The sequence below is a fragment of the Synechococcus sp. BIOS-E4-1 genome, assembly GCF_014279995.1.
GTDB lineage: Bacteria > Cyanobacteriota > Cyanobacteriia > PCC-6307 > Cyanobiaceae > Synechococcus_C.
Window position 1 is genome coordinate 557,164 of record NZ_CP047935.1, and the last position, 18,091, is coordinate 575,254.

An 18,091-nucleotide genomic window follows, 5' to 3' on the forward strand; every position below is an offset into this window, starting at 1 on the left:
AGTGAGTCCGTTCTAAGTGGTCAGTGGATCGTGTTCATGAAGCCAGCGGCTCCAGGGTTCCATGAGGCGTTCCGCCTGCCCTCTGGCCTCTTGATGCAGATGCAGCATGCGGCGGGGGCGACCTCTGCTTGGACAGCGCTTGGTGTAGGAATCGAGCATCTCCTGCTGCTCCAGAAAATCGACGGCCTGATGCAGCACCGTTTCGGAGAGACGCAGCTTGGGATGATCACTCTGCAGGCGCTGAAGCAGTCCTGAGGGGTAGCTGTCGTTTTGCAGCAGGCAGTCCAAAACCCAGCAGACGGCCAGCTCGAGATCCAGGAAGAGCGGGGGGGGCTGTCGGAAATAGTGTTCGATGTCTGCCAAACAGGAGCGCGTTGGTTTGCGTTGAGTGAGCATGAAAACAAGCTGTCTCAATTTTGTCTAACCCGGTCTCGTTCTGATTTTCAAGCGGTCAGTTAAAACTCGCTCCATCGCTTACTGAGGTCAGAGTGGTGGTTGGCTGTAGTCCCTTGCTTCTCCTCCATGGCTGAGATCCCCAATGAGCCCTGTGCCTTTGCAGTCTTTGACGGAGACCTGGATCAGGACTGGCATGACCGCTTTGTGCAGGCGAAGGCCCTCGCGGTCGACACCGAGGCCATGGGTTTGATTCACGGTCGTGACCGACTCTGTCTGGTGCAGATCTGCGACGACAGGGACCAGGTTGCCTGCATTCGCATTGGTCTCGGCCAGGCAGAGGCCCCTCGGCTGAAGGCTCTCATGGAGTCGCAAGCCATTGAGAAGGTGTTCCACTTCGCCCGGTTTGATGTGGCGGCATTGGCCACTGGGCTGGCTATTCGAGTCAATCCAGTGTTCTGCACCAAGGTGGGCAGTCGACTGGCTCGCACCTATACCCCGCGGCATGGTCTCAAGGATCTGGTCATGGAGCTGGTCGGGGTTGAACTGGATAAACAGGCCCAGAGCAGCGATTGGGGCAGGGCTGACGAGTTGAGCGACGCCCAGCTGGCCTACGCCGCTAACGATGCCCGTTATCTGCTCCCCGCACGCCGCCAGCTGGAGGTGATGTTGCGGCGAGAGGGGCGTTGGGAGCTGGCGCAGCGTTGCTTCGCGTGCGTTCCGGTGATGTCTGATCTTGACCGTTTCCGCTTCGTCAACACCTTCGAACACTGAGTGGATTCAGTCTTCGAGCATGAAGTGTTGATCAATGGGCTCAGCCTCCAGCAGCGTGTCCAGGTTGCTGCCTGTTGAGCTCTGAGCCTGTTCGGCTTTTGCTGCGTCAAGAAGGCTTGTTGCCACGGCTTTCCGGGTTTCGAGATCCCGAGCACCATCCTTTGCCGCTTGCTGGTCGACCCGCCTGCGTGCTGAGGCCTGGCTGATGCTGAGCAGACTCGCCAGTTCCGCGCAAAGCCTCAGATAGTCGCGGTCCTGAATGGCGGCCATGGCGGTGGGAAGGAGATCCTTCGTTCTGAAGTGAAACCCAGTATCAGCGGTCGGGTGCGAGCTGGCCGATCACCTCCCGGGCAATGGCTTCGCTGCCGCCGGACGGGCCCATTCTCTGACGACCCATGCGTCCCATCTCCTGTCGCAGCAGAGGGTCATGAAGAAGCTGGGCCAGACGGTGGCCCAGCTCCTCTTCTGATCGACAGGTGCGGACGGCCCCGCCCAGCAGTCTGCTTTGCCTTTCTGCGAACCCATGGGTGAACTGTGGACCGCGACCTGGCAAGGACAGGGCTGGGATTCCCATCCCCACCATCTGTTCAGTCGCTGTGCCGGCGGTGGCAACACCCGCTTCCGCCCAAGCCACCCAGCGCTGGAATCGCCCTGGGCCAATCAGTAGAAGCACTGGTCCATGCACCCAGCATTCAGCCGTTTCGAGAGCGCTGCTTGGAGGAGGGCAGTTACGGAATCCCAGACCTCTGAGCAGTTCACCCAGCTCGTGCTGAAGGGGTGAGGAGCCAAGGGCTGCCAGAACGGCCAGAGGAACTGGGCTAGGCATCTGCATCAGTCCGCTGATCAGGCGGCGAAAGTTGTGCAATGCCTCCGGCATTCGGCTGCCGCACAGCAGCAGGATGCGCCGGCATCGCTCCAAACAGGCTGGTGGTGGCGACGGAGCCAGACCATCCATCATCGGGTTTCCGGGGCTGCTGGCGTTGACGCCATGGCGGCGAAGCCCCCGAGCTGTGAGACGGTCACGCATGGCAACCAGGCGGCACGATCGCAATTTCATCAGCTGCCATTCCCACGGGTCCCACTCGCTGCCTTTGAGTGCGTGATAGCGATCACTCAGGGCTTGCCCTGGTCCGCTGCTCCAGGTGTAGTCGCTCTTGGGGGTGCCGATGAATCCGAATGGTCGACGGGTGCTCCAGGCCATCAGCAGCGGCAGCAGGTCCCCCACGGCCAGGGTTGCCGCAATAGACCTGCGCTGCTTCTGCAGGCAGATCCACTGCCTCCAGGTGAGCAGTGGCAGACCTGCCATGAGATCCGAGAGGAGTGCAGGCAGGCTTTGGTTGCTGAATCCCCCGCTTGGGAGTCGTGCTCCCGGACCAATCTTCTCCAACCACCCTTGCTCAACAGCGGCTTGAAAGCAGCTGCCCTGGCCGACGAGAGGAAACACCTTCACAGTCCAGGCCGGTTGCAGTCGGTGCAGCGCTTCAAGGATTTTCAGCGCGATCAGATCCTCGCCGTGTCCGTTGCTGATCACCAACAGAGCAGGGGCGGTCTCGCTGATACGATCCGCCAGTGGAGCGGTTTTGCTCCGAGTGGCGGCATGGCCAAGTGGTAAGGCAGAGGATTGCAAATCCTTTATCCCCAGTTCGAATCTGGGTGCCGCCTTCGTTCTCATCACACTGTCTGGATGATCAGAGTTGTGCTTCAGCACTGACCTGTCCTCCATCTGGTATCTCAGCACGACAGAGAATCCGTCCAGCCTGAGCGCTGCAGCCCCCCTGGCTCACAGCCCAGGCCTTCGGCACACCTCCAGCAAGCCCATCGGCGTCGTAGCTCGAAACGGACACACTGTTGATCCTGCCCTGCCAGTTGGCCGTTTTCAGTTGGCAGCTGCCAAGGCTGCAGTTCAGAAAAGGCGTTGATGACAACTCGGACACCACGAATGTGAGCCTCTGGCTGGAGCCGGGCCGATCGCCAGATCCGACAAAGCGGATGCTGATGATCGTGGATGTCCTGCCATCGATCTGGACCAAGCGGCAGCCACGCTTTTGTCCAGTTGTGGGGGTGAAACGACAGTTGCTGCTTTGGGCCTGATACCGACCTGCAAAGGATTCGAGTTCGGCATGAGCGGCGAGTGGGCAGCCCATGACAAACGCCAGGGCGCACCCGCGGAGGGCTTCTCGGTGGATTGGTGGGAAGCGCATCACTTCAGTAGTCGCTGTCGGCGACACACATGCCGATGCAGCTGATGCCATTGCTGGCGGTACGACCGCAGTGAGAGCAAAGCACGCGCTCTTGCGAAGCGGTGCTGGCTGAATCCTGCGCGGAGCTCTCGTCCCGCCGATTGCGAGCTGTTTCGGCAGCGGAGAGTGACATCGCATCGACCGTACTGAAGCGATCATGGCGTGCAGCGATCCACGGCGTTGTGACAGGAATCGGATTCGGCACCTGGGCCTGGGGCAACCAGCTGCTCTGGGGCTATCGCCCCGAGAGAGACGATTCAGAGCTGAGGGCGACATTCAGCTCAGCCGTTGCTGCCGGACTCCGCCTTGTGGATACGGCCGACTCCTACGGCACAGGACACCTGAATGGTCGTAGCGAAGAGCTGCTGGGTCAGTGTCTGACAGGGCTTGAGGCTTCTTCGCGTGCCAACCTCATCGTTGCCACCAAGCTGGCTCCCTTCCCCTGGCGTCTTGGCCGTCGCGGCCTTTTGAAAGCGTTCCAGGCCAGTCGGCAGCGCCTGCGTGGGCAGCTGGATCGGGTCCAGTTGCACTGGAGCACGGCCCGCTATGCGCCATGGCAGGAGCGACCGCTGCTGGATGGACTCGCTGATCTGGTGGAGCAGGGTGAAGTGCGTGAGCTTGGTGTTTCCAATGTCGGACCCCAGCGTCTAGAGCTTCTCCACAATCATCTGGCGCATCGGGGTGTTCGGCTGGCCAGTGTGCAGGTTCAGCTCTCACTGCTGGCGCCAGAGCCGATCAGGGCTGGCGGCATTCTTGACGTGTGCCGAAACCTTGGTGTTGAGGTGCTGGCCTATAGCCCTCTGGCTCTTGGGGTTCTGGCGCGCCGCCCTGGATGGACGCCGGCAGATGCAACTCTTTTGCGTTCAGGCCTTTTTCGTCGCCTGTTGCCAGGTTCGCTGACTCTGCGTCAGGCGATGGCTGACATGGCGCAGGCAAGGGGGGTGAATCAGGTGCAGGTGGCACTGAACTGGTGCAGGGCTCACGGAACCTGTCCGATTCCTGGATTTCGCAGACCCGCTCAGGTTGAAGATGCCCAACAGGCCCTCAGCTGGAACCTCACTCAGCAGGAGCGCAATCTGCTCGATCAGCTCAGTCGCGATTGTCCGGTTCGCATGCCGGACAATCCGTTTCAGAGCGCCTGATCACTGGGTTCCGGGTCTGGACTCACGACCACCGGCAGGGATGAAGCCTGGGGTTGCAGGGAAACCACCTTGAGTGGTGGTTTGATGGTGGGTGAAGGTTCTTCCGCCGACTGCTCGCAGGCTGAGAGCGCTTCCTGAAGCAGGGAATCGAACGTCGCGCCAGGAAGGCGGTGGCGCGCGATCTCCAGGAATGTTCGAGGCAGGGACTCTCCCGCAGCGCGGCGAACGGCCGGGTTGTCCCGGCGCTGTTGCTGTTCCTCCTCGATCGCTCTCAGAAAACGATGGGTGACATCGCGCTTCGTGCAGGCCTTGATCAACGTGTCACGGTCACCCTGAACCTGCTCCAACTCGCTGATGCGACGCTCAAGGCTGACCAGCACCTCCGCAGCTTCTTTGCTGATGTTGGCCAGTTGCCCATCTGAGAGAAAGGGCATGTCGGCAACGAAGACTTTGCCGTGGTCCTTCAGTGCCAGAAAGGTTGGCCTCGGTCCGCCCTGACGGTGAGCTCCGCTTTTGTCGTATCCAGAACTGACTGGGCGTCTTGGAGGTGTGGGACCCGCCGACGAACGTCGTCGGGTCGTGCGTTGAGGTCTATCAAATGGCATGGCTTACTAGGACGTATGTCACGACGCATTGATCGATGCAGGATCGATCTGTCTGCTTGGAGACTAACGGGGCTGAAAGGCCTCAGTGCGCTTTGTCGTCCAGCTGTTGGAGTTTGTTGGATGCAGGTCTGTTTCAGGCCGGTAGGCCGAGCACTGGAGAGATTCCCTTGTCAGCTGAGGTCAAGATCTCGCCGATGTCCCATGCCCTGAAGCCCTGGTGTTCACAGTGCTTGCGTGCAGCTTCCACGGCTGTTCCGGGAAGCACGAGGCAGTAGCCAATTCCAAGATTGAAGGTGTGCCAGAGATCGCGTTCCTTGATCTCTCCGTGGGACTGAAGCCAGCTGAACAGCTCTGAGCGCGGCCAGCGCTCGGGCTCCACCTTGGCGATCAAGCCATCCGGAAGGCAGCGAGGAAGGTTCTCGGGAATGCCTCCGCCTGTGATGTGGGCCATGGCGTGAAGCGGAGTGGCTGATTCGATCAACCGCTTCACCAGTGCTGCGTACAAGTGGGTCGGCTTCAGGAGCGCCTGAATCAGAGGTTGATCATCGGAGCCGAAGCGGGTTTCGGCTGAGACGTTGTTGGCCTCGAGGATTTTGCGAACCAGGCTGAAGCCATTGCTGTGAACTCCGCTGCTGCTGATCCCAAGAATGCGATCGCCGGCTCGAACTTGACTGCCGTCAATGACGGCGACCTCGTCAACGACGGCGACGCAAAAACCTGCCAGGTCGTAGCGACCGGCTGGATAAAAGCCAGGCATCTCCGCCGTTTCGCCGCCGAGCAATGCACAGCCACTCTGGCGGCAGCCATCAGCGATGCCTTCGACCACAGTGGCCATGGCATCAGGACTCAGGGCTCCTGTTGCCATGTAATCGAGAAAAAAGAGGGGTTCAGCGCCGCTGGTGATGACGTCATTGACGCACATGGCGACCAGGTCAATCCCCACGTCGTGATGTCCGTGATGCTCCTGGGCGAGTTCAAGCTTGGTGCCAACGCCATCGGTCCCCGACACCAGCAGTGGACGTTTCAACCCCTGCGGCAGTCGGATCATGCCGCCAAAGCCGCCCAGTCCACCGACAACCTCAGGACGGTGAGTCGCTTCAACGCCGGTTTTGATCCGCTGCACGAAAGCTCGCCCAGCTTCCACGTCCACACCGGCGGCTCGGTAGTCCATCAACAGCTGTCGTTCTGCTCTGATCCTCTCCCTTTACGAGCGGAGTGTCGTGTCCTCTGCTTGTGCCGCTGCAGTCGCCGGTCCTCTGGTGATCAGCGAGGCTTGTTGCTCGGATTGCCTGGACTGATCAATGGGGCGTCGGGGCTCTCTGCTAGTAGCCCAGTTGTCGCATCCTCTCCGGGTAGCTCATCAGCGTCTTGCTGCCGATCCGCATGAACCATCCCGGTCTGCAGGAGCCTCCAGTCATTTTTACGGTCAATTCACTTTTGTGTGTTTTGGTCGCGGTGCGCATTGGTCCTTGAGGGCCGAAGCAAGGGGTTATCCAGGCCCGCCGTTTGACCCACTGTTATGGCTCGCTTTCTTCCTGCCATTGCTGCATTCGCCAGCGTTTCGCTGACAAGCATGGCTCTCTACCCTGTGCTTGCGAGAGATCTCGATGGCTTTGAGATCACTGACCCTCTGGACCTCGTGCTGCCTTCCGAGCCAGTTTCCGCTGTCGAAATTGTTGAGCCATCGATCGAAGAGCTCGTTGATCCGGAGACAACTGACCCACTGACAACTGACCCGCTGACAGCAGACCCACTGACAACTGACCCACTGACAACTGACCCACTGACAACTGACCCACTGACAACTGACCCACTGACAACTGACCCACTGACAACTGACCCACTGACAACTGACCCACTGACAGCCGTCGCCGAGCCTGAGCCAGCGGCGATCCCAACTCCCCCGGAGCCTCCCAATCCTGTTGTTCCTCTGGTGATCTCCACATATTCCGGTGAAGCCAGTTGGTATGGCCCCGGTTTTTACGGAAATCGCACCGCTAGCGGAGAGGTGTTCCGCCGCGGAACGATGACTGCCGCTCACCGCACACTGCCCTTCGGGACGCGTGTGCGCGTGACGAACCTTTGGAATGGTCGTAAAGCGGTGGTGCGCATCAATGATCGTGGTCCATTCGCCGGTGACAGAGTGATTGATTTGGCGCATGGCGCCGCAAGCGAACTGGGATTGACGAGCAGTGGCATTGCCCAGGTTCGTCTTGAGGTGCTTCGCTGAGCCTTCGCGTCCTCCGATCTGGCTCCGAACTGTCTGCCTGGCGTGCATCAAGGCCTGGCCCGGTTGATTTCGTTCCCACCATGGGGGGGCTGCATCAGGGTCACGCCGAACTGATCCGACGTGCGGTTGCTTGCTGCCCTGAGCCGGGATCAGTTGTGGTGAGCGTTTATATCAACCCACTGCAATTCGGCGAGGGGGAAGACTTTGAGCGTTACCCCCGCACCTTCGAGGCTGACTGCCTTTTGGCAGGGCAGGCGGGTGCAACAGCGATCTGGTGCCCGGATGAGCGCCAGATTTATCCGGAGGGCGTGGCTTCTGGGTGGAGACTCCAAGCACCATCAGCCTTGCTGTCGGTGTTGTGTGGTCCCTCAAGGCCAGGTCATTTCGATGGAGTCGTCACCGTGGTCAGCCGCCTGCTGGCACTGGTCCAGCCAAGACAGCTCTGGCTGGGTGAGAAGGATTGGCAGCAACTCACGATTGTGCGCCGGATGGTGAGTGACCTGGGTTTGTCGGTTCGGGTCAGGGGATGTGCCACCGTGCGGGAGTCTGATGGTCTGGCTGCCAGTTCGCGCAATCTGTACCTGCTTCCAGCGGAGAGACGCAGCGCGGTAGCGATCGGAGTCGCTCTTCGTGGTGCTGCGACGCAGCTGCAGAACAGGCTTGTCGGCCAGAATGATGTTCTGATCCAACTCAGACGGCAGCTCGAAACCGCTGGCCTTGAGGTGGAGTATGTAGAGGTCGTGGATCCATCCACGCTGCAGCCTGCGCAGGAAACGCAGTCCTTGCGCCTTTTGGCGGCAGCAGTCTGCTCTGGCTCCACACGCCTGATCGATCACATTTTTGTCATGACCCGTTCTCCCATCGTTGCCATTGACGGCCCCGCCGGTGCTGGCAAGAGCACGGTCACCCGGGCCTTCGCTGAACGCATGGGCCTGCTTTATCTCGATACCGGCGCCATGTATCGGGCCGTGACCTTGTGGGTCCAGGAGCACCGGGCTGATCCTGCCAATGCAGACGCCGTCGAGCGGCTTCTGAACGGGTTGGAGGTGGATCTTTCACCGTTGCGGAACGGTGTGCAGACCGTTTTTGTGAACGGCAGGGACGTCACGGAGGCGATCCGTGATCCCAAGGTCACCGCTGCGGTGTCGTTGGTGGCTGCCCATGCTTGCGTGCGAGCACTGCTGACGCGGCAGCAGCAGCGACTGGGCGAGAAGGGTGGATTGGTGGCGGAAGGACGCGATATCGGAACGGCTGTGTTTCCGGATGCCGAGCTCAAGGTGTTCCTGACGGCGACTCCTGAAGAACGGGCCCGTCGCCGCGCCAAGGATCTGCAGATGCGCGGTCATTCCGTGCCTGCCCTCAGTGAACTCGAAGCGCAGATTGTTGAGCGTGACCGGCTCGACAGCACCAGGACAATTGCCCCTCTGGTGCAGGCGCAGGATGCCACTGAGTTGATCACCGACGGGATGGGGATCGAAGCCGTGATTGACGCACTCGAGGACCTGTTCCGCAGGCGGGTTGCTGAAGAGGTCTGGCCCACTCCCGAACGTTGATCCCTGTTCAGTCTTGGATGGGTTCCCCTTGATCCTGTGCGCTCAGTTCATCGAGCAATGCCGCGCAGGCATCTTCCAGTAGATCCAGCACATGATCAAAGCCGGCCTCCCCTCCGTAATAAGGATCAGGAACTTCGCTTTCGCTGTAACGCTCGCCGTAGCTGAGCATTGGCCGGATCTGGGCGGTGGCCCTTGCCCCCGCTTCAAGAGCTAATCCCTTGACGGCCTCGAGATTGTCGTCATCCATGGTCAGTACCAGATCGAACTGTTCCAGGTCATGGCGTTCGATCTGTCGAGCCCGACTTGGCAGGTGAATGCCACGCCGCTTGGCCGCGGCCTGCATCCGACGGTCCGCGGGATTACCCACGTGCCAGCTGCCGGTGCCGGCGGAGTCCACCACGTAGAGGTCTGATAGTCCTCGTTCATGGAGAAGATGCAGAAAAACGCCTTCCGCTGCGGGTGAACGACAGATATTGCCAAGACAGACGAAGAGTAATTTCATGTTTTTAAAGACTGGTGTGAGTCATCGGCCGGGGCGAAATGCCGTGATGTCAGACATTGAAAGGGTTTATGGGTCGTTATTTTTGCTCATTCTGGCTATGGCGATATTGATGCGTCTTGAGATCACCGGATCTGTCTCTTGTTCGCTTGTTTCAATCAGAAGATCCCTGGCTCGGGCGTCGCTGATGCCTTCCAGTGCGATGCAAGCGCTGTAGCGCAATCCCCAGTCGTCAGGGTATTGAAGTGTCCAGCTCAGTTTATCCATTGTGATCGTGAGTGATTGATGATCGGCTTGCTGAATCCAATCAATGTCTCCCAGTGCGCATGCGGCTACACGTCGTATGTTGCCTTGGCAGTGATTGCCGATTTCGACTCCAACAGCATCAATCAATGCTGGGATGTAAATCCTGTCTTTGAGCTTTGCCATGGCTTTGACAAGGCCCATTTTGATGTCCTGATCTGATTCTGAAAAGTACAGATTGTGTAGATCTCCTTTGATGCTTTCCGGACTGTTGACAAGCAACTTGATGCCTTGTTCCCGTTCCATTAACGACGGCGACCCGAGCCTCTTAAAGGCATTGGAGATTAATTCAGCTGTTGAACTGGGTGGCTGCTCGGGATTGGTGGATTTTTGAACTTCTTGGCTAATGAGCAAATTGCCCGCAAAGTTTTCTCTCGTTAATTCATCGAGTGTTGTGAATAGAGAATCATGCACCTCTTCATTCCGTGCCTCTTGATTATTTTCTCTCTTGGTTGACTTGAGCAATGAATCGCTCAGGATTGCCCTGATGGCATACATCTTGACGTTATTGGGGATGTTGGCTGCCAGGATCGGTTTGGCTGCTGCGAGCGTTCCGATGCGGGCAAGATCGAATGCGGCTGACTGCCTGACAAAGCGATTCTCGTGATTGAGGAGTGCAACGACTTGATCGAGATAGCTTTTGTCGCCTGTGCAGCAAAAAAAGAAAGATGCAGCTGAGCTCACCACTCTTTCGGAATCTGATCGGAGGAAGGGCTGGATTTTTTCAGAAACCTGCCAGATTCGGAGCGAAGCCAGCGCTTCAATCAGAGCTTCTATGGGCTTGTTATGAATATCTTTGTCGAGGTAGTTGATGAGTGAGCTGGAGCATTGATCGCTTTTGATCTCTATCAGCGCTCTCAATGTTGCTTCGTGTAGTTGAACATCATCGGTTTCCAGTGTTTCAAGAAGCGCGTGGACGCAGCTTGCATCTCGGATCATGCCCAGGGATCGTGCCGCCTGCCGTCTCAGGGGGTACCCACCTGAGGAGGTGATCTCCCTTTCATCCTTCAGGCAATCAATCAGCTTGGGTACTGCTTCGAAAGCTCTGTGTTTGCCAAGCCACCAGGCGCCGTGGTAGCGAACACCAGCATCTTCATGATCCAGGGCTTCGAGGGCTGATTGTGTTGAGTTGATGGGGATCAAGTCTGAATTCTCAGCAACAGATCATCCGCTTCAGTTTAAATAGGGGTTTCTTCGCCCTGCGTGTCCGAGAAACCTCCATCAGGCTTGGGATCTTTTTCGGAAGATTGACTCCATTTTGCTTCCCATGATGCAGTCCTTTTGAAGCGAAATTCACCTGCGATCGAGCCCCAGCATCTCTCGTTGGTGACTGGGTCCTGACCACGATCAAGCGTTGACAGAGTTTCGTTATCCAGGTGAAATGAACTAACAAGAATCGTTTCTTTGCCGTCTCGTTTGACAATGCATCGAGAGCCTGGCTCTATTTCGCCATGATATCCGTTTTCTCTTTTGGTGACTTGATAGTGGCAATTATCCAATGCTATGAGATCTGATTCTTTTATTTGTTTTCGTAGATTGAGGTCTGCTGTTGCTTTTGAGAATCGATCGGGTTCGCGAAAAAGATGGTTCCAGAGTTTGATGACTCCGTCTTCAATTTCTTCTGCTCGTATCATCCTTAATCGGTATGGGTTTTTAGGATCAACAGCATAAGTTTGTTCCAGGAGGATGGATCCTGGATCAAGATGTTCTATTGGTCGATATTTAAGAAAAATATGTGCAAATAACGGTGGGTTGTCCAGGGCTTGCTGCTGATTGCTGTACTCTCCACATAAAAGGTCTAGGAATCGTTGCAGAGATGGTTTCATCAGTGATGACCTGAAAACAAAAAAGCCCCCGAATGGGGGCTTGTTGAGAGTCTGAATAACAACGTGGTTCAGATCAGGGCATTAATTGCGTAGTCGAGGTAGCTGTTGGCTTCGGTAGCCGCATCACCAGAAAGACCGTGGTTGGCTTTGATGTGCTTCAGGGCTTCAACGTACCAAGTTGGTGACAGCTCAAATGTACGGTTGATTTCAGCGAGGCCAGCAATCAGGTAGTCATCCATGGGGCCTGTGCCACCAGCAACGAGGCAGTAAGTGACCATGCGCAGGTAATAGCCGATGTCCCTGGAGCACTTGGCTTTGCCTTCAGTTGTTGAGGCGTAGTTCGAACCTTCCATCTGGGTGGTGAAAGGGAACTTGGTGTAAACAGCCTGTGCAGCACTGTTGACCAGGGCATCACCTTTGGCAGTGAGAGCCTTGGCAGCTTCAAGGCTGGCTTTGGCACGGGTAAAACGACCGGAGGCAGCTTGCACTTCGGCGTTGGTTAGGAAGCGTCCCTGAGAATCTGCAGCGGCTACGGCTTCGGTGAGGGGGGTTTTCATGATGAAGAAGGAGTTAAGCGAAAAAGGCGGTTATCGGTGTCAAGCGACAGAGGCTGCTGCGCGATCGAAATAGGTTCCGATCTCACTGTTGAGAGATGCGCAGTCACCCGAGGTGATTCCGTCTTTGTCGTTGACGATTGCCAGAGCAGCTTCTTTCATGAGGTTGACGCCGGCGGCTACGGATGAGCCGGGTGTACCCAGAGCCAGGTAGGTCTCACGCAGGCCATTGAGGCAGCGATCTTCCATCACTGAGGCGTCGCCGGTGAACACGGAGTAGGTGACATAGCGAAGGATGATCTCCATGTCGCGCAGGCAGGCTGCCATGCGACGGGAGGTGTAGGCATTGCCGCCGGGTGCAATCAGTGCAGGCTGCTGAGCAAACAGAGCGCGTGCAGCATTCGCGACGATTGTGGAGGCGTTGCTGGAAATGCGGTTCACGGCGTCCAGACGCTTGTTGCTGTCAGAGACGACGGCGGCGAGAGCATCAATCTCGCTGGTGTTGATGAACTGTCCCCGGGCGTCGGCCTGGGCGACAACCTTGGTGAAGGCGTCGAACATTTGGAACTCCTCTTGGCAGCGTCGAAATGGGTGTCACAGACACCGGAGGGACATCGTAAAAGTCCCGTCGGGGTCGAAGACAATTCTCGCTAAACGGTCGAAGCGCACCCGATTGCTGTTCATAATGCTTAATCCCCTGTCAATGCAGGACTTTGCCCAAGTCAGAGCAGGAAGCCAGCCAGTCTTCAGAGGTCAAACAGCACATCATGGATGTACGCCTCGGTCCATTCACTGCCATGGAATCGAGTCAGCATCCCTCGGGCAGGGTCTTTCTCTGCTCTGTAATCGGTGTACCGCCGTTGACCCGCTAAGAGATGCTCCATGCGTTGATCGGAGACAGGGGCAGCTGCAGCTGCGAGTTCGAGATAGAGGTTGAGGTAATCATTGAAAGCCGGTCGCACAACGGTGTCGATCAGCTGATCGCCTTCTTCACCCAAGGGAAGTCGCGTCCAGAGGAACCCAGGCGAGAAGAAGGGCTGGGCTTCGTCAGGAATTGGACCTCCATCCGGTAACTGAGAACGCCAGCGGTCAAAGATCGGCATCAGACGATCCCAAACGCCTTCAGTGTGTTGGTTGTCCTGCTTGTCAGCCGGTTGAAGATCAAGCGCCAGCAAGTGGCCAGACGGCAGGGTGACAAGATCTCCACCAAAGAAGGGCAAGTCATATCGCGGCAGCGGATTGATCACGAAGTTCAGAACCGATGCGGATGTGCCGGCACTGACGCAAGCTGCCCTCACCTGACGGAATTTCTCGCTTTTGCAGGCCCAGGTCGCGGTGGTCACGCTGACAGGTTTTGCTTTCGATCCTGTTTGATCTTGTTTGAATAGAAAAGCGTCGCTCACCGGATAAGGCTCGATGCCAAGCGGTTGCAGAGAGTTGACAGCGTCCTCGAGGAACGGTTGCCAACTCCAGCCTTCAATGGCAACAGGGTCGAGGCTGCTGCGTCGGGTTGAACTCATTGCTTGGATGCTGGGAATAGAAATTCGCTCAGGAATCGGTCGGACCACTCTTTGCCGAAATGACTGGTGAAGAGTCCGTGCGCAGGGTCCCGTTCGGCGCTGTAAACGTCGTAGTTGTCCTGCAGACGTTTGACTTCGTCCGACTGAATGAGCGCGTCGTTGTTGAGAGCGGTGTCGTGAAGCTCCCAGTAAGCCTTCAGGAATGCACTGAATGCCGGCGGTAAAGAGGTCTCAGCTTGATCAGCACCGCCACGACAAAACAACAACCAGGACGAGAAATACTGGTTTGGGTCGAAGGAACGCATGGTCTCCTCGCCGTTCAGATCAGGAAATTCCTGATTCAGTTGTTTCAGTCCGGAGAAGTATCGATCGAGATAATTTGAATCCTGGACCAGAGGTTGGAAATCGAGAACGGCGACAAGCTTTTGCCGTGCGCCAAACCAGAGCAGGTCAACCCCCATCAGAGGATGGTCGAGGCTGTAATCGGGGTAAGCAACAGAGTTGAGGACCTGCAGCTTCTCACCGGCATCAAGCCTGGTGACACGCCAGCGACGAAAGTTCGGGACCTTCCATAGCCAGCTGCGGATCACGCTGGTGCCTTTTTTGGATCGGCATTCCTCGAGCCCAGCAGGCACCTCGATGGACTTACCGCCTCTTTGCTCGATGCCGTGGTGAAGCTCTTTGAGAAATGGGTCAAACACGTTTCAGCTCTCCTGAGTTGGAGGATTGTTGTCAGCTTTCGCTCTGGTTGCTGACGAAAGTGCAGCAATGTCAGCATCACTGGGGCAGCGAAATTCTGTGCAGTACGTGGTCATGGCGACACCGTTGAGAAATTGCACTGAACTCACCCGCATTCTGATTTGGTCATTCACAAACCAGCATCGTTCGATACCCGTATTGGTGTCGTATCGGGTTTTAATTGTCAACACACCGTCATCAGCGAAAGAATAGGTACTAACGACCGATTTTTTTTCAACATAACCGACATCTCTCAGCAGAAAACCTTGACTGGGATCTTTAGGATTAGGGGCATCCACAACCACTGCAGCGTAATCGTTATTACGCGTGTCTTCCATCAGGTTGCTTTCCCACCAAAATCTTGCTCCGCCACTTGCATCGCTGATCTTCACGTTCAGTGCGGTACAAACTTTTTCAACAACGGGATCGTTGTTGTCGAAAGGTTCGATAATCAGATTTGAATCCGCAGCTTCATCGTCTTGGCAATCCAGGTGATGGACCGCTCGACGGTTCAGCCAAGTACCACGACTGGCTTCAAAAAAGCTTGCCATCGTCATGGGGGCTAGCCCCTCTGGTCCCATCATTGGCCGCTCTGAGCATTTTTTTGCGCCTTAAGTTGATCCAGTACCTCATCGATACGTGTGAGCTCAGGGTGTTCGCTGAGCGTTGCATCAATCTTCTTCTGGGATAAACGAAGTTTTTTTCCCAGACCTAGAACGTCGTTATAAAGTCGCTCTCGATAGGTGGAAAGTTCATCAATCGATTCCTGCAATTCTTCAATGCTTGGTGCTTGCTGAGGAGGTTGATCCGCCATGCTGAGCAAATGAACAGAAAAGCGAGTGTGAGCCTACCCGCCGACTGAAGCCGAAGTGCTGCCTGCGTTGTGATTGGTGATCTAGTGGCTCTGCAGACAGATTTTTCCCGGGAGTGTGCCTTTTGTTCTGTTCGTTGCTAAGGCTATTGAGCGTCCTGAGGCCAGTTGAGAGCATTCTTGCGCTCACAAGGTGACGAACTCTTGCGTGATCAGCTGATCACGAACCACTGCTTGGTTGACCCGGCTTAGCTTGTTAAAGCGCTTCCAACCCCTTGGGTTTATCAGCCATGTGCTCAAGACACCTTTAAAGGCCTTGTTCACTGGTTGCCTCTCGGCATTAGAAGCTTCTCCCCCACAAAACTGTCTGGCCCCAAATGCTCGACGCATTCTCCCGTTCGGTCGTCAGCGCTGACGCCAAAACCGCACCCGTTGGTGGTAGCGACCTCGCTGTCCTTCGCAGCTACGTCAGCCAAGGCAATAAGCGCCTGGACGCTGTCAACGCCATCACCTCCAACGCCTCCTGCATCGTTTCTGATGCTGTGACCGGCATGATCTGCGAAAACACCGGCCTCATTCAGGCTGGTGGTAACTGCTATCCCAATCGCCGCATGGCTGCTTGTCTGCGCGATGGCGAGATCGTGCTCCGCTACATCAGCTATGCCCTGCTTGCAGGCGACGCTTCCGTGCTGGATGACCGTTGCCTGAATGGTCTGAAAGAGACCTACATCGCTCTGGGAGTTCCGACCCAGTCGGCAGCCCGTGCCGTGGCCATCATGAAGGCTTCAGCAACTGCTCTCATCGGCGAAACCAACTCTCCTGCCTCTGGCGGCAAGCGTTTCCGCAAGATGGAGACCACGCAAGGTGACTGCTCCGCGCTTGTGGCTGAAGCTGGTGCCTACTTCGATCGCGTGATCGGCGCCGTTTCCTGACGGCTTCTCGCTTTCTTCTCAGACACCCTCGCTTTTAAAGGAACCCAACAATGAAGTCCGTCGTTACCACAGTTGTGACTGCTGCAGATGCAGCAGGTCGCTTCCCTTCCCAGAACGATCTTGAAGCAGTCCAGGGCAACATCCAGCGTGCCGCTGCCCGTCTGGAAGCTGCTGAAAAGCTTGCTGCCGGCCTGGACGCAGTGACGCGTGAAGCCGGTGATGCCTGCTTCAACAAGTATGCCTATCTCAAGCAGCCTGGTGAGGCTGGTGATAGCCAGGTCAAGGTTGACAAGTGCTACCGCGATCTCGGCCACTATCTGCGTTTGATCAACTACTGCCTTGTTGTTGGCGGTACTGGTCCTCTGGACGAATGGGGCATCGCCGGTGCTCGTGAGGTTTATCGTTCACTGAGTCTGCCGACTGGTCCTTACGTCGAAGCCCTCACATACACCCGTGATCGTGCTTGTGCACCTCGTGACATGAGTCCTCAGGCTCTGAACGAGTTCAAGTCCTACCTGGATTATGTGATCAACGCTCTTTCCTGAGTTTGGCTCACAGCAAATAACAAAATCGGGGGGTGTTCAGTCATCCCCTTTTTTGTGCCTAGGTTTCTGCGAATTTTTGGAGCCGATCAATGGCAAGCTGAAGAACTTTACGAACTGCTGGGTCAGACTCGCTCTCGAGTTGTTTTTGAAGATTGGGAATGCTTGAGCTGCAACCCAGCTTCATCAGTGACAAGGCAGTATTTTTTCTGACTAAACTTTCCTGATCCGAAAGAGCAGGAGAGAGTAAGAATAATGCCCACTCTGAATCCTCAAGGTTTCCAAGCAGAATCACTGCTTCGGAACGAATTTCAGCACATGAATCCTGCAGAGCCTTTTGCAGTAAGTCGCGATCTTCTTGAGAATTGAGAGATTGAATTTGGCTTGCAAGAGCGGATATTGCAGCTTTTCGTACTTTGGAATTATTTGATAATAATGCAGCTTTTAGTGTTTCTGGGTCTCGATCGCCAATGATCGTGAGTGCCCAATTCGCTAAGCCAATTTGCATTTCTGTGCTATCAACATTTTCAACAATGCTGAAAATTGCTCCGATCGATTCTTTCCCCATGGAAGCCATCGCCCCCATCGTTGAACCTTGAACGACCGAGTCTGTATCGGTCAGAAAAGTTGTCAGTAGATCAGGCAGGCTATTGCGATCAGCAATCAAGGTCAGAGTCTTAGCAGCTGCCCTTCTCACTGTGACCTGATCACTGCGTCGCATCGCCTGACACAAAGCAGGTACAGCTGCTTTCCCAACTGATCCCAAACCCTCGGAAATTTGGCGGCGCAGCAGCCCTCGAGGATCCCCTAGCCCAGCTACCATGATCGCGATCGAATCTGGATCAGCATCGATTGGCAATCCCGCTCTCAGTTTTTCTTTGAGATGATTGGCCAGATCAAGAGCTTCTTCTTGACTCAACTGTGTTTCAGCGAAGTCATTCATTGAGCTCCTTCATCACATTTGACTTTGACCATAGCCCAAACCATGACCGTTTTTATTGTCTCTCATAACCTTCAGATCACATCAGATAGTGTTCCTACATTATCTGCTCAAACGTTAGCTGAGGGATTGAAGGGACAATCAAATGCTTTTGACCACGCCGAAGCCTTGAGTCATCCGCATTGGCTTATCCGCTTAGAGTCTTCATTACCACCGGAAGAAATGGCCAAGGAGCTTGTTCAGGCATGGAAAAAATTTCGAATTTCTTCTTCTCATGGCTCTGAACATCACTGGCTCGCACTTGGCGGGCGCAAAGATTCCCCGGGATCAACTGGTTCACCACTTCAAGCAGGATCTTGGGGCGTTGACGTTGTTGAATGTGCAGACCCGAATCAGTTTCTGCTTGGCATCAACTGGGAAGGCCTAAAAAGCGGACGACCCAGCGATGCAATCTTTGAAATTAGATCATGAAATAACGAAGGTCAGATT

General features: G+C 56.0%; 24 protein-coding genes and 1 tRNA gene. 8 read left to right on the top strand and 17 right to left on the bottom strand.

What is annotated here, in order from left to right:
- Positions 1-12: 12 nt before the first annotated feature.
- On the bottom strand, positions 13-396 hold the full coding sequence (locus tag SynBIOSE41_RS02565; RefSeq protein WP_066904367.1) for a helix-turn-helix transcriptional regulator: 384 nt from the start codon (positions 394-396) through the stop codon (positions 13-15).
- A 126-nt stretch (positions 397-522) separates the two neighbouring features.
- Here SynBIOSE41_RS02565 and SynBIOSE41_RS02570 point away from each other — a divergent pair, with 126 nt between their 5' ends.
- Complete coding sequence (locus tag SynBIOSE41_RS02570) at positions 523-1,167, top strand: ribonuclease D (RefSeq protein WP_186539493.1); 645 nt, start codon at positions 523-525, stop codon at positions 1,165-1,167.
- Between the two features lie 6 nt (positions 1,168-1,173).
- On the opposite strand, the gene SynBIOSE41_RS02575 is transcribed toward SynBIOSE41_RS02570, so the two are convergent.
- Together SynBIOSE41_RS02575 and SynBIOSE41_RS02580 are read right to left on the bottom strand one after the other, a co-directional pair.
- Entirely contained in the window at positions 1,174-1,437 is a 264-nt protein-coding gene (locus SynBIOSE41_RS02575; RefSeq protein WP_186539494.1) for a hypothetical protein, read from the bottom strand.
- Between the two features lie 43 nt (positions 1,438-1,480).
- Complete coding sequence (locus SynBIOSE41_RS02580; RefSeq protein ID WP_255476021.1) at positions 1,481-2,698, bottom strand: lipid-A-disaccharide synthase-related protein; 1,218 nt, start codon at positions 2,696-2,698, stop codon at positions 1,481-1,483.
- Between the two features lie 60 nt (positions 2,699-2,758).
- On the opposite strand from SynBIOSE41_RS02580, the gene SynBIOSE41_RS02585 reads away from it, so the two are divergent.
- Positions 2,759-2,829 (top strand) — tRNA-Cys (locus SynBIOSE41_RS02585).
- Between the two features lie 26 nt (positions 2,830-2,855).
- On the opposite strand, the gene SynBIOSE41_RS02590 is transcribed toward SynBIOSE41_RS02585, so the two are convergent.
- Positions 2,856-3,368, bottom strand: coding sequence for a hypothetical protein (locus SynBIOSE41_RS02590; RefSeq protein WP_222930568.1), 513 nt, complete (start codon positions 3,366-3,368; stop codon positions 2,856-2,858).
- A gap of 4 nt (positions 3,369-3,372) precedes the next feature.
- The gene (locus SynBIOSE41_RS02595; protein ID WP_186539496.1) at positions 3,373-3,540 is read right to left on the bottom strand and encodes a hypothetical protein; all 168 of its coding nucleotides are present in this window, start codon (positions 3,538-3,540) and stop codon (positions 3,373-3,375) included.
- A 49-nt stretch (positions 3,541-3,589) separates the two neighbouring features.
- Between SynBIOSE41_RS02595 and SynBIOSE41_RS02600 the strand changes: the two genes are divergently transcribed.
- Positions 3,590-4,549: an aldo/keto reductase gene (locus SynBIOSE41_RS02600; RefSeq protein WP_186539497.1), complete on the top strand. Its 960-nt coding sequence runs from the start codon at positions 3,590-3,592 to the stop codon at positions 4,547-4,549.
- Here the strand turns inward: SynBIOSE41_RS02600 and SynBIOSE41_RS02605 are convergent.
- Together SynBIOSE41_RS02605 and purM are read right to left on the bottom strand one after the other, a co-directional pair.
- Entirely contained in the window at positions 4,537-5,154 is a 618-nt protein-coding gene (locus tag SynBIOSE41_RS02605; protein ID WP_186539498.1) for a histidine phosphotransferase, read from the bottom strand. The two genes, SynBIOSE41_RS02600 and SynBIOSE41_RS02605, sit on opposite strands and share 13 nt — an antisense overlap.
- A gap of 133 nt (positions 5,155-5,287) precedes the next feature.
- Complete coding sequence (gene purM / locus SynBIOSE41_RS02610; protein ID WP_186539499.1) at positions 5,288-6,325, bottom strand: phosphoribosylformylglycinamidine cyclo-ligase; 1,038 nt, start codon at positions 6,323-6,325, stop codon at positions 5,288-5,290.
- A 348-nt stretch (positions 6,326-6,673) separates the two neighbouring features.
- Between purM and SynBIOSE41_RS02615 the strand changes: the two genes are divergently transcribed.
- Together SynBIOSE41_RS02615 and SynBIOSE41_RS02620 are read left to right on the top strand one after the other, a co-directional pair.
- Positions 6,674-7,384, top strand: a complete 711-nt coding sequence (locus SynBIOSE41_RS02615) for a septal ring lytic transglycosylase RlpA family protein (RefSeq protein ID WP_186539500.1) — start codon at positions 6,674-6,676, stop codon at positions 7,382-7,384.
- Positions 7,385-7,413: 29 nt separating this feature from the next.
- Entirely contained in the window at positions 7,414-8,937 is a 1,524-nt protein-coding gene (locus tag SynBIOSE41_RS02620) for a bifunctional pantoate--beta-alanine ligase/(d)CMP kinase (protein WP_370594220.1), read from the top strand.
- A 7-nt stretch (positions 8,938-8,944) separates the two neighbouring features.
- On the opposite strand, the gene SynBIOSE41_RS02625 is transcribed toward SynBIOSE41_RS02620, so the two are convergent.
- The 9 genes from SynBIOSE41_RS02625 to SynBIOSE41_RS02665 form a co-directional block, all read right to left on the bottom strand.
- The gene (locus tag SynBIOSE41_RS02625) at positions 8,945-9,439 is read right to left on the bottom strand and encodes a low molecular weight protein-tyrosine-phosphatase (RefSeq protein WP_186539501.1); all 495 of its coding nucleotides are present in this window, start codon (positions 9,437-9,439) and stop codon (positions 8,945-8,947) included.
- A gap of 66 nt (positions 9,440-9,505) precedes the next feature.
- Complete coding sequence (locus SynBIOSE41_RS02630; RefSeq protein ID WP_186539502.1) at positions 9,506-10,882, bottom strand: HEAT repeat domain-containing protein; 1,377 nt, start codon at positions 10,880-10,882, stop codon at positions 9,506-9,508.
- A gap of 35 nt (positions 10,883-10,917) precedes the next feature.
- Positions 10,918-11,565 (bottom strand): chromophore lyase CpcT/CpeT, encoded by a 648-nt coding sequence (locus tag SynBIOSE41_RS02635; RefSeq protein WP_186539503.1) that lies wholly within the window; start codon positions 11,563-11,565, stop codon positions 10,918-10,920.
- A 68-nt stretch (positions 11,566-11,633) separates the two neighbouring features.
- Complete coding sequence (cpcA, locus tag SynBIOSE41_RS02640; protein ID WP_066904334.1) at positions 11,634-12,122, bottom strand: phycocyanin subunit alpha; 489 nt, start codon at positions 12,120-12,122, stop codon at positions 11,634-11,636.
- A 39-nt stretch (positions 12,123-12,161) separates the two neighbouring features.
- Entirely contained in the window at positions 12,162-12,680 is a 519-nt protein-coding gene (locus SynBIOSE41_RS02645; protein ID WP_066904331.1) for a phycocyanin subunit beta, read from the bottom strand.
- A 185-nt stretch (positions 12,681-12,865) separates the two neighbouring features.
- Positions 12,866-13,639 (bottom strand): phycoerythrobilin:ferredoxin oxidoreductase, encoded by a 774-nt coding sequence (locus SynBIOSE41_RS02650; protein ID WP_186539504.1) that lies wholly within the window; start codon positions 13,637-13,639, stop codon positions 12,866-12,868.
- Positions 13,636-14,340 (bottom strand): 15,16-dihydrobiliverdin:ferredoxin oxidoreductase, encoded by a 705-nt coding sequence (locus SynBIOSE41_RS02655; protein ID WP_186539505.1) that lies wholly within the window; start codon positions 14,338-14,340, stop codon positions 13,636-13,638. The genes SynBIOSE41_RS02650 and SynBIOSE41_RS02655 overlap by 4 nt, the downstream gene beginning before the upstream one ends.
- Positions 14,341-14,343: 3 nt before the next feature.
- Positions 14,344-14,934 (bottom strand): phycobiliprotein lyase, encoded by a 591-nt coding sequence (locus SynBIOSE41_RS02660; protein WP_186539506.1) that lies wholly within the window; start codon positions 14,932-14,934, stop codon positions 14,344-14,346.
- A 23-nt stretch (positions 14,935-14,957) separates the two neighbouring features.
- Positions 14,958-15,191 carry a hypothetical protein gene (locus SynBIOSE41_RS02665; protein WP_066904975.1) on the bottom strand — a complete coding sequence of 78 codons (234 nt, stop codon included), beginning with the start codon at positions 15,189-15,191 and terminating at the stop codon, positions 14,958-14,960.
- A gap of 374 nt (positions 15,192-15,565) precedes the next feature.
- On the opposite strand from SynBIOSE41_RS02665, the gene cpeB reads away from it, so the two are divergent.
- Together cpeB and cpeA are read left to right on the top strand one after the other, a co-directional pair.
- Complete coding sequence (cpeB, locus tag SynBIOSE41_RS02670; protein WP_066904320.1) at positions 15,566-16,120, top strand: class 1 C-phycoerythrin subunit beta; 555 nt, start codon at positions 15,566-15,568, stop codon at positions 16,118-16,120.
- A 50-nt stretch (positions 16,121-16,170) separates the two neighbouring features.
- Positions 16,171-16,665 (top strand): class 1 C-phycoerythrin subunit alpha, encoded by a 495-nt coding sequence (cpeA, locus tag SynBIOSE41_RS02675; RefSeq protein ID WP_066904317.1) that lies wholly within the window; start codon positions 16,171-16,173, stop codon positions 16,663-16,665.
- A gap of 58 nt (positions 16,666-16,723) precedes the next feature.
- Here the strand turns inward: cpeA and SynBIOSE41_RS02680 are convergent, their stop codons facing one another.
- The gene (locus tag SynBIOSE41_RS02680) at positions 16,724-17,605 is read right to left on the bottom strand and encodes a HEAT repeat domain-containing protein (protein ID WP_186539507.1); all 882 of its coding nucleotides are present in this window, start codon (positions 17,603-17,605) and stop codon (positions 16,724-16,726) included.
- Positions 17,606-17,647: 42 nt separating this feature from the next.
- Between SynBIOSE41_RS02680 and SynBIOSE41_RS02685 the strand changes: the two genes are divergently transcribed.
- The gene (locus SynBIOSE41_RS02685; RefSeq protein WP_186539508.1) at positions 17,648-18,073 is read left to right on the top strand and encodes a DUF2656 family protein; all 426 of its coding nucleotides are present in this window, start codon (positions 17,648-17,650) and stop codon (positions 18,071-18,073) included.
- Positions 18,074-18,091 lie beyond the last annotated feature (18 nt).